Source organism: Pedobacter sp. GQ55, from assembly GCF_059758925.1.
Genome location: NZ_JCAXEI010000018.1, coordinates 38,865 through 53,970, shown reverse-complemented (window position 1 = coordinate 53,970; position 15,106 = coordinate 38,865). Strand labels below are relative to the sequence as shown.

13 protein-coding genes and 1 tRNA gene are annotated in these 15,106 nt (G+C 36.4%); 8 read left to right on the top strand and 6 right to left on the bottom strand.

The annotated features are described in order from the left end of the window. Window positions 1-3 precede the first annotated feature (3 nt). From AC6CH7_RS25795 to recA, 4 genes are all read left to right on the top strand, one after another. Entirely contained in the window at window positions 4-579 is a 576-nt protein-coding gene (locus tag AC6CH7_RS25795) for an RNA polymerase sigma factor (protein ID WP_048906404.1), read from the top strand. Window positions 580-677: 98 nt separating this feature from the next. Beyond that, on the top strand, window positions 678-869 hold the full coding sequence (locus tag AC6CH7_RS25790; protein ID WP_152542359.1) for a hypothetical protein: 192 nt from the start codon (window positions 678-680) through the stop codon (window positions 867-869). A 209-nt stretch (window positions 870-1,078) separates the two neighbouring features. Further along, window positions 1,079-1,759 (top strand): endonuclease III, encoded by a 681-nt coding sequence (nth, locus tag AC6CH7_RS25785; protein ID WP_498265438.1) that lies wholly within the window; start codon window positions 1,079-1,081, stop codon window positions 1,757-1,759. A 118-nt stretch (window positions 1,760-1,877) separates the two neighbouring features. Beyond that, entirely contained in the window at window positions 1,878-2,891 is a 1,014-nt protein-coding gene (recA, locus tag AC6CH7_RS25780; RefSeq protein WP_498265437.1) for a recombinase RecA, read from the top strand. A gap of 69 nt (window positions 2,892-2,960) precedes the next feature. Here recA and AC6CH7_RS25775 read toward each other — a convergent pair whose 3' ends face one another. Continuing rightward, window positions 2,961-3,185, bottom strand: coding sequence for a hypothetical protein (locus tag AC6CH7_RS25775; protein ID WP_498265436.1), 225 nt, complete (start codon window positions 3,183-3,185; stop codon window positions 2,961-2,963). A gap of 18 nt (window positions 3,186-3,203) precedes the next feature. Further along, on the bottom strand, window positions 3,204-4,205 hold the full coding sequence (gene tsaD / locus AC6CH7_RS25770) for a tRNA (adenosine(37)-N6)-threonylcarbamoyltransferase complex transferase subunit TsaD (RefSeq protein WP_498265435.1): 1,002 nt from the start codon (window positions 4,203-4,205) through the stop codon (window positions 3,204-3,206). A 239-nt stretch (window positions 4,206-4,444) separates the two neighbouring features. Here tsaD and AC6CH7_RS25765 point away from each other — a divergent pair, with 239 nt between their 5' ends. Next, window positions 4,445-8,704, top strand: coding sequence for a translocation/assembly module TamB domain-containing protein (locus tag AC6CH7_RS25765; RefSeq protein WP_498265434.1), 4,260 nt, complete (start codon window positions 4,445-4,447; stop codon window positions 8,702-8,704). Between the two features lie 23 nt (window positions 8,705-8,727). Here AC6CH7_RS25765 and AC6CH7_RS25760 read toward each other — a convergent pair whose 3' ends face one another. From AC6CH7_RS25760 to AC6CH7_RS25750, 3 genes are all read right to left on the bottom strand, one after another. Beyond that, window positions 8,728-9,939 (bottom strand): bifunctional 3,4-dihydroxy-2-butanone-4-phosphate synthase/GTP cyclohydrolase II, encoded by a 1,212-nt coding sequence (locus AC6CH7_RS25760; protein ID WP_498265433.1) that lies wholly within the window; start codon window positions 9,937-9,939, stop codon window positions 8,728-8,730. 160 nt (window positions 9,940-10,099) lie between these two features. Further along, window positions 10,100-11,536: an LptF/LptG family permease gene (locus AC6CH7_RS25755; protein WP_498265432.1), complete on the bottom strand. Its 1,437-nt coding sequence runs from the start codon at window positions 11,534-11,536 to the stop codon at window positions 10,100-10,102. Between the two features lie 30 nt (window positions 11,537-11,566). Further along, entirely contained in the window at window positions 11,567-11,947 is a 381-nt protein-coding gene (locus tag AC6CH7_RS25750) for an START-like domain-containing protein (protein WP_048906413.1), read from the bottom strand. 104 nt (window positions 11,948-12,051) lie between these two features. Here AC6CH7_RS25750 and AC6CH7_RS25745 point away from each other — a divergent pair. The 3 genes from AC6CH7_RS25745 to AC6CH7_RS25735 all read left to right on the top strand — a co-directional run bounded on the left by AC6CH7_RS25745 (window position 12,052) and on the right by AC6CH7_RS25735 (window position 13,801). Next, window positions 12,052-12,125: transfer RNA gene (locus tag AC6CH7_RS25745), tRNA-Met, on the top strand. A 346-nt stretch (window positions 12,126-12,471) separates the two neighbouring features. Beyond that, the gene (locus AC6CH7_RS25740) at window positions 12,472-12,825 is read left to right on the top strand and encodes an ISAon1 family transposase N-terminal region protein (protein ID WP_498265431.1); all 354 of its coding nucleotides are present in this window, start codon (window positions 12,472-12,474) and stop codon (window positions 12,823-12,825) included. Further along, window positions 12,818-13,801, top strand: a complete 984-nt coding sequence (locus tag AC6CH7_RS25735) for an ISAon1 family transposase (RefSeq protein ID WP_498265430.1) — start codon at window positions 12,818-12,820, stop codon at window positions 13,799-13,801. Before AC6CH7_RS25740 ends, AC6CH7_RS25735 begins: the two co-directional genes overlap by 8 nt. Here the strand turns inward: AC6CH7_RS25735 and AC6CH7_RS25730 are convergent. After that, the gene (locus AC6CH7_RS25730) at window positions 13,785-15,095 is read right to left on the bottom strand and encodes a recombinase family protein (RefSeq protein ID WP_498265429.1); all 1,311 of its coding nucleotides are present in this window, start codon (window positions 15,093-15,095) and stop codon (window positions 13,785-13,787) included. The two genes, AC6CH7_RS25735 and AC6CH7_RS25730, sit on opposite strands and share 17 nt — an antisense overlap. Between the last annotated feature and the right edge of the window lie 11 nt (window positions 15,096-15,106).

The following is a 15,106-nucleotide window of genomic DNA, read 5'->3' as shown; positions in this document are numbered from 1 at the left end:
CCTATGAAATTACAACAATATAGTGATCAAGATTTGGTGAAGTTGTACCTTACCGGTGATGAAGCCGTTTTGGAAGAACTTTTAAGAAGACACAAATCAAAAATTTATACCTCAATCTATTTATTGGTTAAAGACCAGTATTTGGCTGAAGACATATTTCAGGATGCCTTTATTAAGGTAATTAACACGTTACGATCTGGACGTTATAACGAAGAAGGTAAATTCTTACCATGGGTAATGCGTATTGCGCATAACCTGGTGATAGATTACTTTAGACGCGAAAAACGGGGGCCTGTAATTACAAGCGCTGATGGTACTGACGTATTTAACATGCTTCAGTTTCATGAAGAAAGCGCCGAAGACAGAATTTTGAGAGAACAAACTCATTTTGATCTAAGAGCCATGATTCATTTGTTGCCCGATGATCAGAAAGAAGTGTTGATCATGCGTCACTATGCCGATCTAAGTTTTAAGGAAATAGCCGATTTAACTGACGTAAGTATTAATACCGCTTTAGGGCGTATGAGGTATGCTTTGAGCAATCTTCGGAAGATGATGAAGGTCAAAGAAATATCCTGATATAGCCAAAAAAAGAAAATATAAAAAATTGTTGTTAGGGTTAAAATAAATTAATAATAATAGCGTTATTTAGTAAAACTAATATACGCTTATTGCTTATGATGGAAACCTCTACTTCAGTTAACAAATTAAATTACGGACAGAAAAAACAGGAAACAGTTCCTGCAGATGATGTTGAACCACAGGATTTATCGTTCTATGAGAACATTAAACCACAGCTGGACAGCTTAGCTAAAAACCCTTCTGAGACAACGATTTCGAAGATTTTAGCCTACTCAAGAGCCAAGTAATTTACGAACGAATTAAAGCTGCCAAAGATTTGGCAGCTTTTTTTTATGCCTCTAATCGAAATTCATTTCATTTAAGAAAATAAAAAAAAACCTTTTGCCCGTTTTAAAAGACAAGAATATCGTTAAAATGAAATTTAGGTTAAGTGCTTTGACAGGGATTCAATTTGTGCAAAATTGAAAATTAAAGGCAAAATTATATAAGTTTGCAAATGCTCAAAAAAGAAAGATATAAACTTTTTGTGTCTCATTTTTCTGCCAGGCAGCCAGATGCCGAAACAGAATTACACTACAACAATCCGTTCCAATTACTTGTGGCAGTAATATTATCTGCTCAATGCACTGACAAAAGAATAAATCAGGTAACTCCTGCATTATTTCAACGTTTTCCTGATGCTAAAGCATTGGCTGATGTTACACCCGACATCGTATTTGATTACATTAGAAGTGTTAGCTACCCAAATAATAAAGCGAAGCACTTAGTTGGTATGGCCCAGATGTTGCTTAACGATTTTAACAACGAGGTCCCATCTGATATAAATGATTTGCAAAAAATGCCTGGCGTTGGAAGAAAAACGGCGAACGTAATTGCGTCAGTTATCTATAATGCACCTGCCATGGCTGTAGATACGCATGTTTTTAGAGTTGCGAACCGAATTGGATTAACTATCGGAAAAACTCCTTTAGCTGTTGAAAAGGATTTAGTAAAGAATTTGCCGGAAGAAACAATACATGTTGCACATCATTGGCTGATATTACACGGCAGGTATGTTTGCTTAGCCAGATCTCCAAAATGCAGTATTTGCGAAATCACAAGTTTCTGTAAATATTATCAAAACAATAATAAAATAACTAAAATACTTAGTGATTCAGCAACGACGATAAAAAAATAATAATTTTATTTGTTATTTTAAATTAAATAATAGTTATATTTGCTAATATAATTAGTAAAAAGAAAATCATTTTACGTTAAGAAATGTAAGTAGTTACTTTCTTACAGAATTTAATAATATGAGCACAAACGCAGACAAATTAAAAGCATTACAACTTACTTTGGATAAGTTGGAAAAATCATATGGTAAAGGTACCGTTATGAAATTGGGTGACAATGCTGTAGAACCGATAGAATCTATTTCGACAGGATCTATTAGTTTAGATATTGCCTTAGGGATTGGCGGAGTACCTAAAGGAAGGGTTATTGAAATATATGGCCCTGAATCTTCAGGTAAAACAACTTTAGCGACTCATATTATTGCTGAAGCACAAAAAAAAGGTGGCTTAGCTGCTATTATTGATGCCGAACATGCTTTTGATAAAGGCTATGCAAAAAAATTAGGTGTAGACGTAGATAATTTATTGATATCACAACCAGATAATGGTGAACAAGCTTTAGAAATTGCTGATAATCTAATCCGATCAGGTGCAATTGATGTGATCGTTATTGACTCTGTTGCTGCTTTGGTTCCTAAAGCTGAAATTGAAGGAGAAATGGGTGACTCTAGAATGGGGCTTCAAGCTCGTTTAATGTCACAAGCGCTACGTAAATTAACAGGAACAATCTCTAAAACCGGATGTTGCTGTATATTCATTAACCAATTACGCGAAAAAATTGGTGTAATGTTTGGAAACCCGGAGACAACTACTGGTGGAAATGCATTAAAATTCTATGCATCTGTTCGTTTAGATATCAGAAGAACTTCTCAAATTAAAGACTCTGATGAAGTTGCAGGTAACAGGGTTAAAGTAAAAATTGTTAAAAATAAAGTTGCCCCACCTTTCCGCATTGCGGAGTTTGACATTATGTTTGGAGAAGGTATATCTAAGACCGGTGAAATTATCGACTTAGGTGTGGATTTTAATATCATCAAAAAAGCAGGTTCTTGGTTTTCTTACGGAGATACAAAACTTGGTCAAGGTAGAGATGCAGTTAAACAGTTATTACTTGACAATCCAGAACTATCTGAAGAGATTGAAGCTAAAATTAGAGCTGAAGTAACCGGCGATAAACTAGAAGATAAAGCTTAGATCATATTTAAAATATACAAGAAGGGGTATTTTCAATAAAGAAATACCCCTTCTTTATTCAAGACTTTTTTACTTATAGCTAGGGGCTTGACTATCTGGTGCCATACCCGGAGTGTTCTTCTCCATAAAATGCTCGTCAAACCTGACAATTGCAATAATCGCGATAATAGCCATTGCCACCAAAACCACAAGCCCTAAATAGTTTCTGTTTTTATCCTTTTTAATTAACCAGATTAAAAAGATGATTAATGGCAATAGCATTAACCCAAAGAAAACAAAACTCATTGTACCCATAATTATACTTTTTATATATTAAAATTCCATTCTGGACAAAGGTGCAACATCTTGTTCCACAAAATCCTTATTTAAATATTTATAATAACCTGCAATAGCAATCATAGCCGCATTATCGGTACAATATTCAAATGCCGGTATGTATACGTTCCAATTTAGCTCCTCTGCCAAAGTCGTTAAGCCTGCTCTTAACCCACTATTTGCAGATACTCCTCCTGCTATCGCGATCTCCTTAATTCCATACTGCTTAGCGGCTTTCTTTAGTTTATTAAGCAATATATGCACTATACTATGCTGAACCGAGGCACAAATATCGCTTAAATGCTCAGAAACAAAGTTAGGATTTTCCTTTTCCTGATTTCTGATAAAATACAAAATAGAGGTTTTAAATCCGCTAAAGCTGTAATTCAAATCTTTGATCTGAGGCTCCCCGAATTTATACGCCAATGGGTTTCCCTCTTTAGCATACTTATCTATAAGTGGCCCACCAGGATAAGGTAAATTTAGAATTTTCGCGGTTTTATCAAAAGCCTCACCTGCTGCGTCATCTAAAGTTTCACCCACTATCTCCATATCGAAATGACTTTTTATCACCACAATTTGAGTGTGTCCGCCAGATACGGTTAAGCAAATGAAGGGGAAATTAGGCTTTGGATCATCAATAAAATGCGCCAGAATATGAGCGTGCATATGATTTACCGAAATTAAAGGTAAATCTAAAGCAAGTGCAAATGATTTTGCAAAGGAAACACCTACTAACAATGAGCCTAATAATCCAGGCCCCTGTGTAAAAGCGACTGCATTTAGTTCCTTTTTATTAACTTTAGCATCACTTAATGCCTGTTGTATTACTGGCACGATATTTTGTTGATGTACCCTTGAAGCTAGCTCAGGAATTACACCTCCATAATTTTGATGAATTGTTTGGTTTGCAATAACATTGGCAGTAATTTTGCCGTTGTTACATATAGCAACGGAGGTTTCATCGCAGGAAGATTCTATAGCAAGTATTACAGACACGTTTATTATTATTAAGCTACAAAATTATTAAAAAACTATTAAAAATACTTCTTTGGGTCGTTGCATCAGTATTATTACTTGCTGGTGTCATTCTATTTGCAATCCAATTTAAGCCTATTCAGACTTTCGTAGCTAAAAAAGCGGCAGCATACCTATCCAAAGAGCTTAATACAACCATTTCTTTAACCGGTATATATATAAAACCTTTTAAGTATGTAGTAATAGAAAACCTGCTTGTATTGGATCGGCAGAAAGATACCATACTTAATACACCTAAATTTTTAGTGGACATCAATCAGATTTCGCTTAAAAAACGAATAGTTGATATTAACACTGTGCAAATTAATAACGGTTCTTTTTATTTAAAATCATATAAAGACAGATCTACGAACCTTGATTTTATTATCGATTACTTTGACTCCGGCACCCCCACAGTTAAAACTAAAAAGAAACCGTACGAAATATCATTTGACAGGATTATTCTGAACAACATCAGCTTTAAATACAAAAACCAAAGAGTGGATACTGTTATGAAGGGGGTGAACTTTGATGATATATACCTGACCAGCTTTAACGGAATTTTTGAAAAATTAAATACTACTGATCATATTCTCCAGGCTGACATTAAAAATTTGACATTTAAGGAAAAGAGTGGGTTTTATTTAAAAAACCTGACTGCTTTTACTACTGTGGACACCAATAGCATAGAATTGAAAAACTTGATGCTGGTTACCAATAAAAGCAGGTTGTCTGATTACTTTCAAATGCGGTTTGATAAATACCGCGACTTTAGAGATTATGTGAATAAAGTAAGAATGAAAGCCAATTTCAAGAACAGCTATTTAGCATCGCGCGATGTTGCCTATTTTGCTCCGGAATTGGATCAAATGAACCTTGAAATTGAAGTTGATGGAAGGGTTACGGGTTTGGTTAATAATCTTAAAGCAAAAAAGTTGTCAGTTAAAGCCGGAAAAGCAACTTATATAAAAGGAGACTTTATTGTAAAAGGACTGCCAAATCTCAAAGAGACTTTTATGGATCTTAAAATAGAGATGGCAGGAACAAATAAAGCGGATCTGGAGGAGATATTAACAAGCACAACCGGAAAAAAGACCAAAGTGATCCCTGTAGTTGTCGGCAAATTTGGCAACATCAATTTTAATGGCTCATTTACCGGATTCCAAAACGATTTTATTGCCTATGGAGAGTTTAAGACTAAACTAGGCAGATTGGTTTCTGATGTTAATATGAAAATAGATAAGAAGGGCGTTCCCTCTTATTCAGGTAATGTTAAAGCCTACGATTTTAATTTGGGAAATCTTTTAGATGAGAATGACCTTGGTCGAATATCTGCTTCCTTAAATGTGGAAGGCAGGGGCACAGAAATAAAAAATCTCTCCGAAAAGCTAAATGGAGATATAGATTACATCGACTTTAATCAGTATAGGTATAGAAACGTTAAAATTGACGGAACCTTTGATAAAAAATATTTCGACGGACGCCTGCAAATTAATGACAAAAATGTTCAGCTTGTTTTTGATGGCGGGGTAAATCTAAACCCTAAGTTGCCAGTATTTAATTTTAAAGCTCAAATAAACAATGCAAAGCTAAAGGCCTTAAAATTATATAAGGACTCTTTAAAAATTGATGCTACTTTTAGCACCAATTTTTCGGGCACTAACCTAAATAATATACAGGGTAAACTTCTAATTCAACAAATTAGGTTAGACAATGTGAAAGGTATTTACAATATTGATTCTGTAGAACTAAAGGCTGCAGGTATAGGAAAAGACAGGGACCTTACCATTCATTCAGATATTCTGGATGCCAGCTTAAAAGGGCAATACAACTTAAACACCATCCCATCGTACTATAAGGCATTGGCGAAGAAGTACATACCATCCCTAAAAACTACCATTCTTCCATATGGAGACCAGATCTTTCAGTTCAATCTAAAAATAAAAAGGTTTGAGCCCATTGCAGAACTTCTTGCTCCGGGTTTAGAAATCGATGATCAAGCGGTTTTTATTGGTAATTTTGATTCTCCAAACAACATAGCCACATTAAATGGTTTTGTAAAAAAACTAAAATACAAAGGCATTATAGCAAACAATATTATTATTGATGAGAATACTTCGGCAGATCAACTACAAGCCATTATAACATCTGATAGAGTTGACTTAAATGACAGTTTGTACATTAAGAATGTCAACATATCAAACGTATTGAGAAACGATAGTCTGTCTCTCAACTTAAAACTCGCCAACTCAGATGATGCAAACCAACTGGATTTAAATGGATTGGTGGAATTTTCAAACGACACAACCGCCAGAGTAAGCATACTCCCGTCTGAGCTTAAGGTAAATAATGAGGACTGGAAGATTCAGGAAAAAGTGAGAATTAATTTTCACGAAGGGAAAACGGAGATTACGAATTTTGACTTAAGCAATGGAAATCAGCTCCTAACTATTGATGGTATTCTGTCCGACGATCCAAAAGATTTACTTCTAGTCGGATTTAAAGAATTTAGCTTAAAAACAATAAATCCATTTGTTAAGGCATTCGGTGTACAGCTAGCAGGTAACGTTAATGGAGAAACCAAACTATATAATATTCTAAAATCTCCTAAGATATCCGATAATCTAAAAATAGATTCTTTAACCTTTAATAATACTCATATTGGTAATTTGACCGATACTTCCTCTTATGATCGTGAAAATAATGTGGCTAACATTTTCACTAACATTGTTTCTTCCGACAGAGAAACACTTCGGGCTTTGGGCGTCCTTGATCTGGAAAAGAAAGAAATGGATATAAGCGTAAAACTTGATAAAAGTGAATTGGCTGTTTTGGAACCGTTTGTTAATGAGCTTGTATCAGATCTTAAAGGTCATATTTCATCATCTTTGACGGTTACAGGTCCATTTGAAAAACCGGCAATTAACGGGCAGGTATCTTTTGACAAAGCGGAAGTGACTGTTAATTACCTCAAAACAAGATATACGCTAAACGACCAGGTAGATGTTGAGAACAGCATTATTAAAATCAATGACTTGAAGTTGCTTGATGTTGATGATAACCAGGCCATCGCAAATGGTACGGTTGACCTCAATAACATCAATATACCCACGCTAGATATTGATATTAATGCTAAAGATTTCATGGCTTTAAATACTACGGAAAAAGACAACCCGATATATTTTGGAAAAGCTTATGGAACAGGTACCTTCAGATTTAAAGGACCAACAAATAAATTATTTATAGACATTAATGCCAAGACAGAAAAAGGTACAATTTTTAACCTTCCACTAAACAGCTCTGAGACCGTATCAAATAAAGATTTTATAACATTTGTAAATAAGGACACCACTAAGGTTGTAAAAAAACAAACCAGTTTTGACGGACTTACAATGAACCTGAAACTTGAGGTTGATGCAAATAGCACTGCAAATATCTATACCACTCTAGGAAATCTGAGTGGTAAAGGCTACTCTAAAAATTTAGCGCTTAACATTAATAGTCTTGGTGATTTTGAGATGTCAGGTGATTATATCATTGAATCAGGAAGTTTTGATTTTACTGCTCAGGAAATTATAAATAAGAAATTCAACATCAGACAGGGTGGTACTATCCGGTGGACGGGGAACCCCACAACTGCACAAATAAATTTAAAGGCAATTTACTCTCTTCGTGCAGGGCTGAGCGACCTCTATACTGCCGCGAATAGAGATGGCGGCAATAATGCCAACGAGCGCGTACTTACTGAAGTAGAAATGGGTTTAACCGGTTCATTATTAAAGCCGGATATTAAACTTGATATATTCTTTCCGTCAAATCCTGCCATTAAAGAAGAGATGCAATCTTATTTTAATGACGACAACAACAGGAACCTTCAGGCGCTTAGTTTGATTATAAGACGTAGTTTTGCTCCTGGAACAGGAAAAGAGGCTCTCGGCAAGCAATTAACATCAGGAGTAGCAAGTACAGCTACAGAACTTTTGTTTAATCAGTTTAATAATGTCTTATCTTCACTCAACCTTGATTTTGTGGATATTAATATCCGCTCTTTGAGTGAAGCAAATGCTTCTTTTAGATTTTTTAATGATCGCGTAGTTTTAAATGCTGGAATTGTAGATAAACGTAGTACAAACGATTTGTCGCCAATTGGCTTTACAAGAAATAACGTAGGTGGAGAAGTTGAAGTTTTAGCCTTAATTAAAAAGGATGGAACTTTAGTAGGCAAGCTTGCCAATAAACCTCCTACACAACAAAACACTTTCTTTAACACAGGTATAAGCCAAAATAACAATGTAACATCTTTAGGCCTAATCTATACGCAGCAATTTGATAGCTTTAGAGAGTTTGTTCAAAGAATATCAGGCAAATACAACCGAAACTTGAAAAAGAAGGCTGAGGAGGAGAAAAAGACACCTCCTGTTAATAAACAGCCAGTCAACAAAGAAGCTGTTCCTCCAGAAAAAAAGAACAAAAAAAAGTAGGTTATTTTATAACCTACTTTTTTTTAGCCTTTCATTATTTGATGCCCCATCTTATCACGTTTTGTTTTAAGATATTGCTCATTATGAATATTACTTTCTATTTCAATTGGAATATTTTCTACAATCTCTAAACCATAGCCAATTAAACCGGCGCGTTTAGTAGGATTATTAGACATCAGTCTCATTTTAGTAATGCCTTGCGCTCTTAGTATCTGAGCTCCGACTCCGTAATCTCTTTCATCTCCTTTGAAACCCAATTTTATATTCGCTTCAACAGTATCCAGGCCGGCATCTTGTAGGTTATATGAACGTAATTTATTAACAAGTCCTATACCCCTGCCCTCTTGATTCATATAAACGATTACTCCTTTACCTTCTTTATCAATCATCTCCATTGCTTTGTGCAATTGAGGGCCACAATCGCATCTGCACGATCCAAAAATATCACCCGTAACACAAGAACTATGTACTCTTGTTAGCACAGGTTCATCTATAGTCCACTCACCTTTACTAATTGCCAGATGTGTGGCTCCTGTATCTATCTGGGTATATGCTGTCATCTTAAAATCGCCCCATTGAGTCGGTAGATTTACCGTAACTTCCTGCTCTATTAGACTCTCCTTGCTTAATCTATATGCAATAAGATCTTTTATACTAATTATTTTAAGTTGATGTTGTGCCGCAATTTTAATTAGGTCAGGCAATCTGGCCATCTCTCCATCATCCTTCATAATCTCAACCAATACACCAGCAGGTTCCATGCCTGCAAGTTTGGCTAAATCCACAGATGCTTCGGTATGTCCCGAACGTCTTAGTACCCCACCGTCTTTCGATCTTAATGGGAAAATGTGACCTGGCCTACCCAATTCTGTCGGATCGATATTTGGATCGATTAAAGCCTTAATGGTTTTTGATCTGTCGGATGCAGAAATACCGGTTGTACAACCATGACCTCTTAAATCAACAGAAACAGTAAAGTTAGTTTCATAGGCAGCGGTATTTTTCCCCACCATTAGATCTAAACCTAACTCGTCACATCTTTCTTCTGTTAAAGGGGCGCAGATTAAGCCTCGGCCATAGGTAGCCATAAAATTTATCATTTCAGGAGTAGCGTTGGCGGCGGCAGTAATAAAATCACCTTCATTCTCCCTATCTTCGTCATCTACAACAATAATAGCTTTACCCGCTTTTATTTCTGCAATAGCTTCTTCTATTGTATCTAGTTTGATTTCCATTTTTCTGAATATATCAATAATCAAGTAACTAATAAGTGGCCTGATTAATTAGTAAGATTTACGGTGCAAAGTTACAATCTTCAAAACCAATATTACGCTATAAACTATCATAAATAAGTAATGAATATTAGGCATTTACCCCCGTTAAAGGATATAAATATTATTGATTGTTAATATTTGGCTTTTTCTTTTTAAAGAGATTTGTAAATATTTGTTTAAAATATCCTACATCAAATAAAGCAGAATCCACTGTTGCCTTATAAGTTAAGAATGCGCCCAGGGGCGATAAAATAAATATTGCAAGCCACATTCCAAAGAAAGGCCTTAAAGATCCTGTTGTTGCAGATTTTTCAGAAACGGTAGCGATGATATGGTACAAAAGAAAAAACACAATAGCCATTACCACGGGCAAACCAAGTCCACCTTTCCTTATAATAGCCCCCAGTGGTGCTCCAATAAAGAACAATAAGAGACAGGACACGGCAAGTGTAAACTTTCTCTGATATTCCAATTGTACTTTTATTATACTTCTTGTTCTATCCTCATAGTCCGTAACCCGTCCAGAGGTTGTTTGTTTTACTGAAGTTGCCAGGTCCAAAGCACTCTGAATAATTGCCAATCTCTGTTTCTCAGGAAGCATTTTCAAAATGTCTCCCTTTATTACTTTTGCTGGGGTTTTAACAGCGGTATATCCCTTAGAGTAGTTATTTTGTCTGTAATAGCTATTTATAGTGGTTGAGGAGAACTTATTTACACTATCCAGCTCATTGGTTAAGGAGTCTCTTTTCCTTGTCAGGCCCTTTAAATTTAACATCTGAGTGTTATTTCTAAAATCCTGCTCATCAGTTCGACTCATTTTAAAACTCGAAATGTCAAACTTCTGATCAGTCTCAGTAAATCTCATCCGTGTTAACTCCTGTCTCGGATTATTATAGGTATTACGGCCACTCGATTCTTCATACCTAACGCCATTTTTTAGCTTTAGAAAAAGGAACTTATCATTGCTATACATTTTACCTTCTTTAGCAATGATGATCTTAGCCATTCCATTTGTATTTGTATGATCATAAATCATTACATCATACAATGAAACACCATCATTCCCTTTTTTATTAACCCTAATGGAATAGCCTGGAATACTATTATTAAAAACCCCTTCTTTAATTAAAAAGGATAACTTTTTGTTTGTTATATCCCATAAAAGCGATCCATACTTCAAATTGGCTTTAGGCAGCATATAATCTGAAAATATGAAGGAGCTTATTGCAATAAATATAATGAGCACAAAAAGAGGTCTCATTGCCTTTTGCAACGACAACCCTGCCGATTTAATAGCCACCAATTCGTAGTTCTCGCCCAGCGTTCCAAAAGTCATTATCGATGATAATAAAATGGACAATGGGAGCGCCATGGACACATTTGCCGCAGAGGCATAATACATTAGCTCAAGTATAATATACCATTCAAATCCTTTTCCTATTAAATCATCAACATATTTAAATAGAAAAAGCATTAGCAAAATAAACATCACAATAAAAAATGTGACGAAGAAGGGCCTTATAAATGCTTTGAGTAGAAGTAAATGAATCTTTTTCAATATACAAATGTAGACAAAGCTATTGAAAAACTAGGCACCAATTACACTGTGCAGGTAGTTAATCTGGTTATCCCAAATAAGTGTACGCTCGGCTAATGTCTCATCAGTGGCAAAATCGGTTATTGAAAGGGCTACATCATTTGTCAATTCATCCTGTACAATTTCCATTTCAAAATAACAGTGTGGCTCATCTTCCACCCATTTAAATTTTACAGATTTATTTTCTTTTATGCTAAGCAGCTTTGCTTTCTGTATTTCATCGTCCCATGTGAAAGTATATACTTGATCTCTGAAAATCACATCATCTGCAAACCATTGAGACAGTCCATTTGGCTCACTAATAAAACTAAATAAAATACGTGGAGACGACCTCAATTCATATTCTAACGTAAATTTTTTCTTTTCCGACATCGTTAAACACTTATATTCTGAATTATTAGACTATTTTTTTAATATTTGTTTCTAAAGAAAAGTAATTTATTCTATATTTGCAACTCTTTAGAAAAAAGACGCCCGGCGGGGTAGCTCAGATGGTTAGAGCGCAGGATTCATAACCCTGAGGTCGGCAGTTCGATCCTGCTCCCCGCTACTTGAGCAGGAAAGTGAAGAAAAACTTCATTTTCCTGCTTTTTTTTCAGACTTAACTCATTGTTTTTCAGATACATCCACTCCATAGCTTCGTTTAGCTGATCAGTTCGATAACTCTTTCCATTATAGTGTATTTTGCCCTTAAATATGGAATTAACGAGCCTTCTTTTGCCTTCAGAATCATAAGATTTCCATAAATACTCCAGTTTTTCGAGGTTATTCAGGGCATCCTTAACTATGCTTTCTATACCCTTTACAACGCCAGAATATAGGATCAAGCGGAATTCTTGGGGGAAAGGGAATAAATTCTTTCTTTTGCATTAGTAAATCAAAGCCCAATTTTCATTTTGAATCAAGCCGAACAAACCTTGATCAGTTTATTATTGCCAGAAGGCATTCTGGATTATTTTGAGTTAACCCAAGTAGATAAAGCAGAAAAGATGCTGAATATTTATCTTGAGGAGAAGAATATCGCCCCTGAAGGCTATGCTAAAAAGGATCTTGAATCTAAAGGATTCTTTCCGGAGGTTGGTATCCAGGATTTTCCGATTCGAGGTCAGAAAGTAGCTTTATGTATTAAGAGACGGCGCTGGACAGTCAAAAACACCGGAGAGATTATCAGCCGGGACTGGGATTTAGTAAGAAAAGGGGCACGAATGACAACGGAATTCGGGCTTTTTTTAAAAGGAATATTTGGATAACCATCCGATCAGCTGCTATCATTTAGGTCACTATTTTCAGGTAGATGGTAAACAATTGCAGGAACAATATAAAGAACACATCAGTGATTACAACTGCTGGGAGCAGAAAGATCATGCAGACCAGTGGATGCTGTTCACAAAGAATCTCAGCCCGCGTCTGAGTATCGACGAAACCGCTTTATCCAATGGGGAATTATATACTATTATAACCAATAAAGAGGCAAAGGGCCGTAAAGGTGCTATTGTAGCAATGATCAGGGGTACGGTTGCTGAAGACATCATCACTGTACTGAAGCGGATTCCCGAGCGTTTACGCAAAAGGGTACAGGAGGTAACCATGGATATGGCTGCCAATATGCAGCTTGCTATAAAGCGATGTTTTGTAAATGCTCATAGGGTAATTGATCGTTTTCATGTACAGAAACTCGCCAGTGATGCTGTCCAGGAGGTTAGGATAAAATATCGTTGGGAGGCAATCGATAAAGAGAATGAAGCAATTGTCAAGGCTAGGGAGAATAAAACGGCTTATCAGCCCGTAGTACTGCCCAATGGAGACACACTAAAACAACTGCTGGCAAGAAGCAGGTATCTTCTGTTTAAAAATCCTATTAAATGGACCAATAGCCAGAAGTTAAGGGCAGATTTATTGTTCGAACGATACCCTAAGCTTAAATTTGCTTACAACCTCTCCCAGAAACTGGGAGATATTTTCAGACTCTGCAAAAGCAAAGAACAGGCATTCAAGAAATTAGCATTGTGGTATAATCAGGTCGATGAATGTGAAATCGAATCCTTCAGAACTGTAGCCAGATCAATTCAATCACATTATCTGTATATCTTAAACTTCTTTATCAGCAGAGCCACCAATGCATCTGCAGAGTCCTTCAATGCTAAAGTCAAAGCATTCCGGGCAACTTCCAGAGGAGTCAGAGATGTTAAATTTTTCCTATTCAGGTTAGCTAAAATCTATGCTTAAATTTCCTGCCCCCAAGAATTCCGCTTGATCCAGAATATACTACCAACTGGGCCTCTAGTTTGCTGATTTCAGCCTCACATTCAGCCTTATAACTTCTATACTCTGAAACATCTGTTTCTTCAGAGTAATATTTTTTTCTTGCTACTCCAAGGCGTACATTGATAGTATTTATCTCTTGTAGTATATCCTTGCGTCCAACCTGCACTCTGTTCTTTTTCTTTTTATCAGCATCAGACTCGCAAATCAATTCGTTCTCAAATATCTCCCGTGCTTCTGGTGTAATTTTGAAGCCTTGGAGCACGAGAAGGAAATCATCATTAGTGATCTCGGCTTTAAATCTCGTCTTACATTTTGCCTGACAATGATAATAGTTATAATAAGCGCTATATCCTTTTGAAGCGCTTCCGGTCATCATACGGCCGCAGGCTGGACACACGATCAATCCACGCAAAGGCAATAAACCGATCGATACCATCTTTGGTCCATAGGCACCTTTTGCCCTACTATTCAAAATATCCTGTACCTTATAATATAAGGCTTCGGAAATAATCCCCTCGTGTTGACCATCTACTAGATAAGCTTCCTCATCTTTGTATTTAGGGACTTCAATCTTGCCTGCATAAACAGGATTTCTTACAATTTTCCAAAAATAGGCACTCCCGCATTTGAGGCCTCTTTTGTTTACCTGTTTCCTAATATGATCCGTCGCGTATTCTCCTTCGGCTAGCTGTTCAAATGCCCACCGGACTAAACTGGCCTCTGTTTCGACTATTGCTATGTATTTTTTGCCATCTTCGGTAGTTTTGTTGACATAGCCTAGTGGAGCCACCCCCATGTACCGGCCCTCTTTTTTCGCTCTTCTCATTCCCTGCGTTGTATTCAAGGCGCGCCGATCATTTTCTACCTCTGGTGCTGCAAGGTAAAAAGCAAGCATAATCTTATTTTCGGGAACTGTAAGATCTAATGGCTGTTCTATAGCCTGAGGCTCCACTCCCAATAAGCGAAGTTTGTTAATCATCATGTAGGCATCCCCTGCATTACGGCTAAACCGATCCCATTTGGTAAAATAGACGTAGTCTATCCTACCCTTTTTCTTTTTGAGATCTTTAAGCAAGTCAGTCCATGCCGGGCGCTTGAATGTCTTAGCAGAATGGTCTTCGTAAACTATTCCTCCTATCTGGACATTATTGATTTCACAGTACCTTTTTAATCTTTCGTGTTGGTCACGCTGCGAATACCCTTTGTCAGCCTGTTCATCGGTACTTACCCGGACATATAAATAAGCAATTTTCATGATGATTGATA

What these genes read in the sequence shown, in the direction of transcription:
- AC6CH7_RS25790 (WP_152542359.1), top strand. Translation starts at nt 678, where the DNA reads ATGATGGAAACCTCTACTTCAGTTAACAAATTAAATTACGGACAGAAA.
- AC6CH7_RS25750 (WP_048906413.1), bottom strand. Translation starts at nt 11,947, where the DNA reads ATGTCGGAAAAGAAAAAATTTACGTTAGAATATGAATTGAGGTCGTCT.
- AC6CH7_RS25730 (WP_498265429.1), bottom strand. Translation starts at nt 15,095, where the DNA reads ATGAAAATTGCTTATTTATATGTCCGGGTAAGTACCGATGAACAGGCT.
- AC6CH7_RS25760 (WP_498265433.1), bottom strand. Translation starts at nt 9,939, where the DNA reads ATGGAAATCAAACTAGATACAATAGAAGAAGCTATTGCAGAAATAAAA.
- nth (WP_498265438.1), top strand. Translation starts at nt 1,079, where the DNA reads ATGCTCAAAAAAGAAAGATATAAACTTTTTGTGTCTCATTTTTCTGCC.
- AC6CH7_RS25795 (WP_048906404.1), top strand. Translation starts at nt 4, where the DNA reads ATGAAATTACAACAATATAGTGATCAAGATTTGGTGAAGTTGTACCTT.
- recA (WP_498265437.1), top strand. Translation starts at nt 1,878, where the DNA reads ATGAGCACAAACGCAGACAAATTAAAAGCATTACAACTTACTTTGGAT.
- AC6CH7_RS25775 (WP_498265436.1), bottom strand. Translation starts at nt 3,185, where the DNA reads ATGGGTACAATGAGTTTTGTTTTCTTTGGGTTAATGCTATTGCCATTA.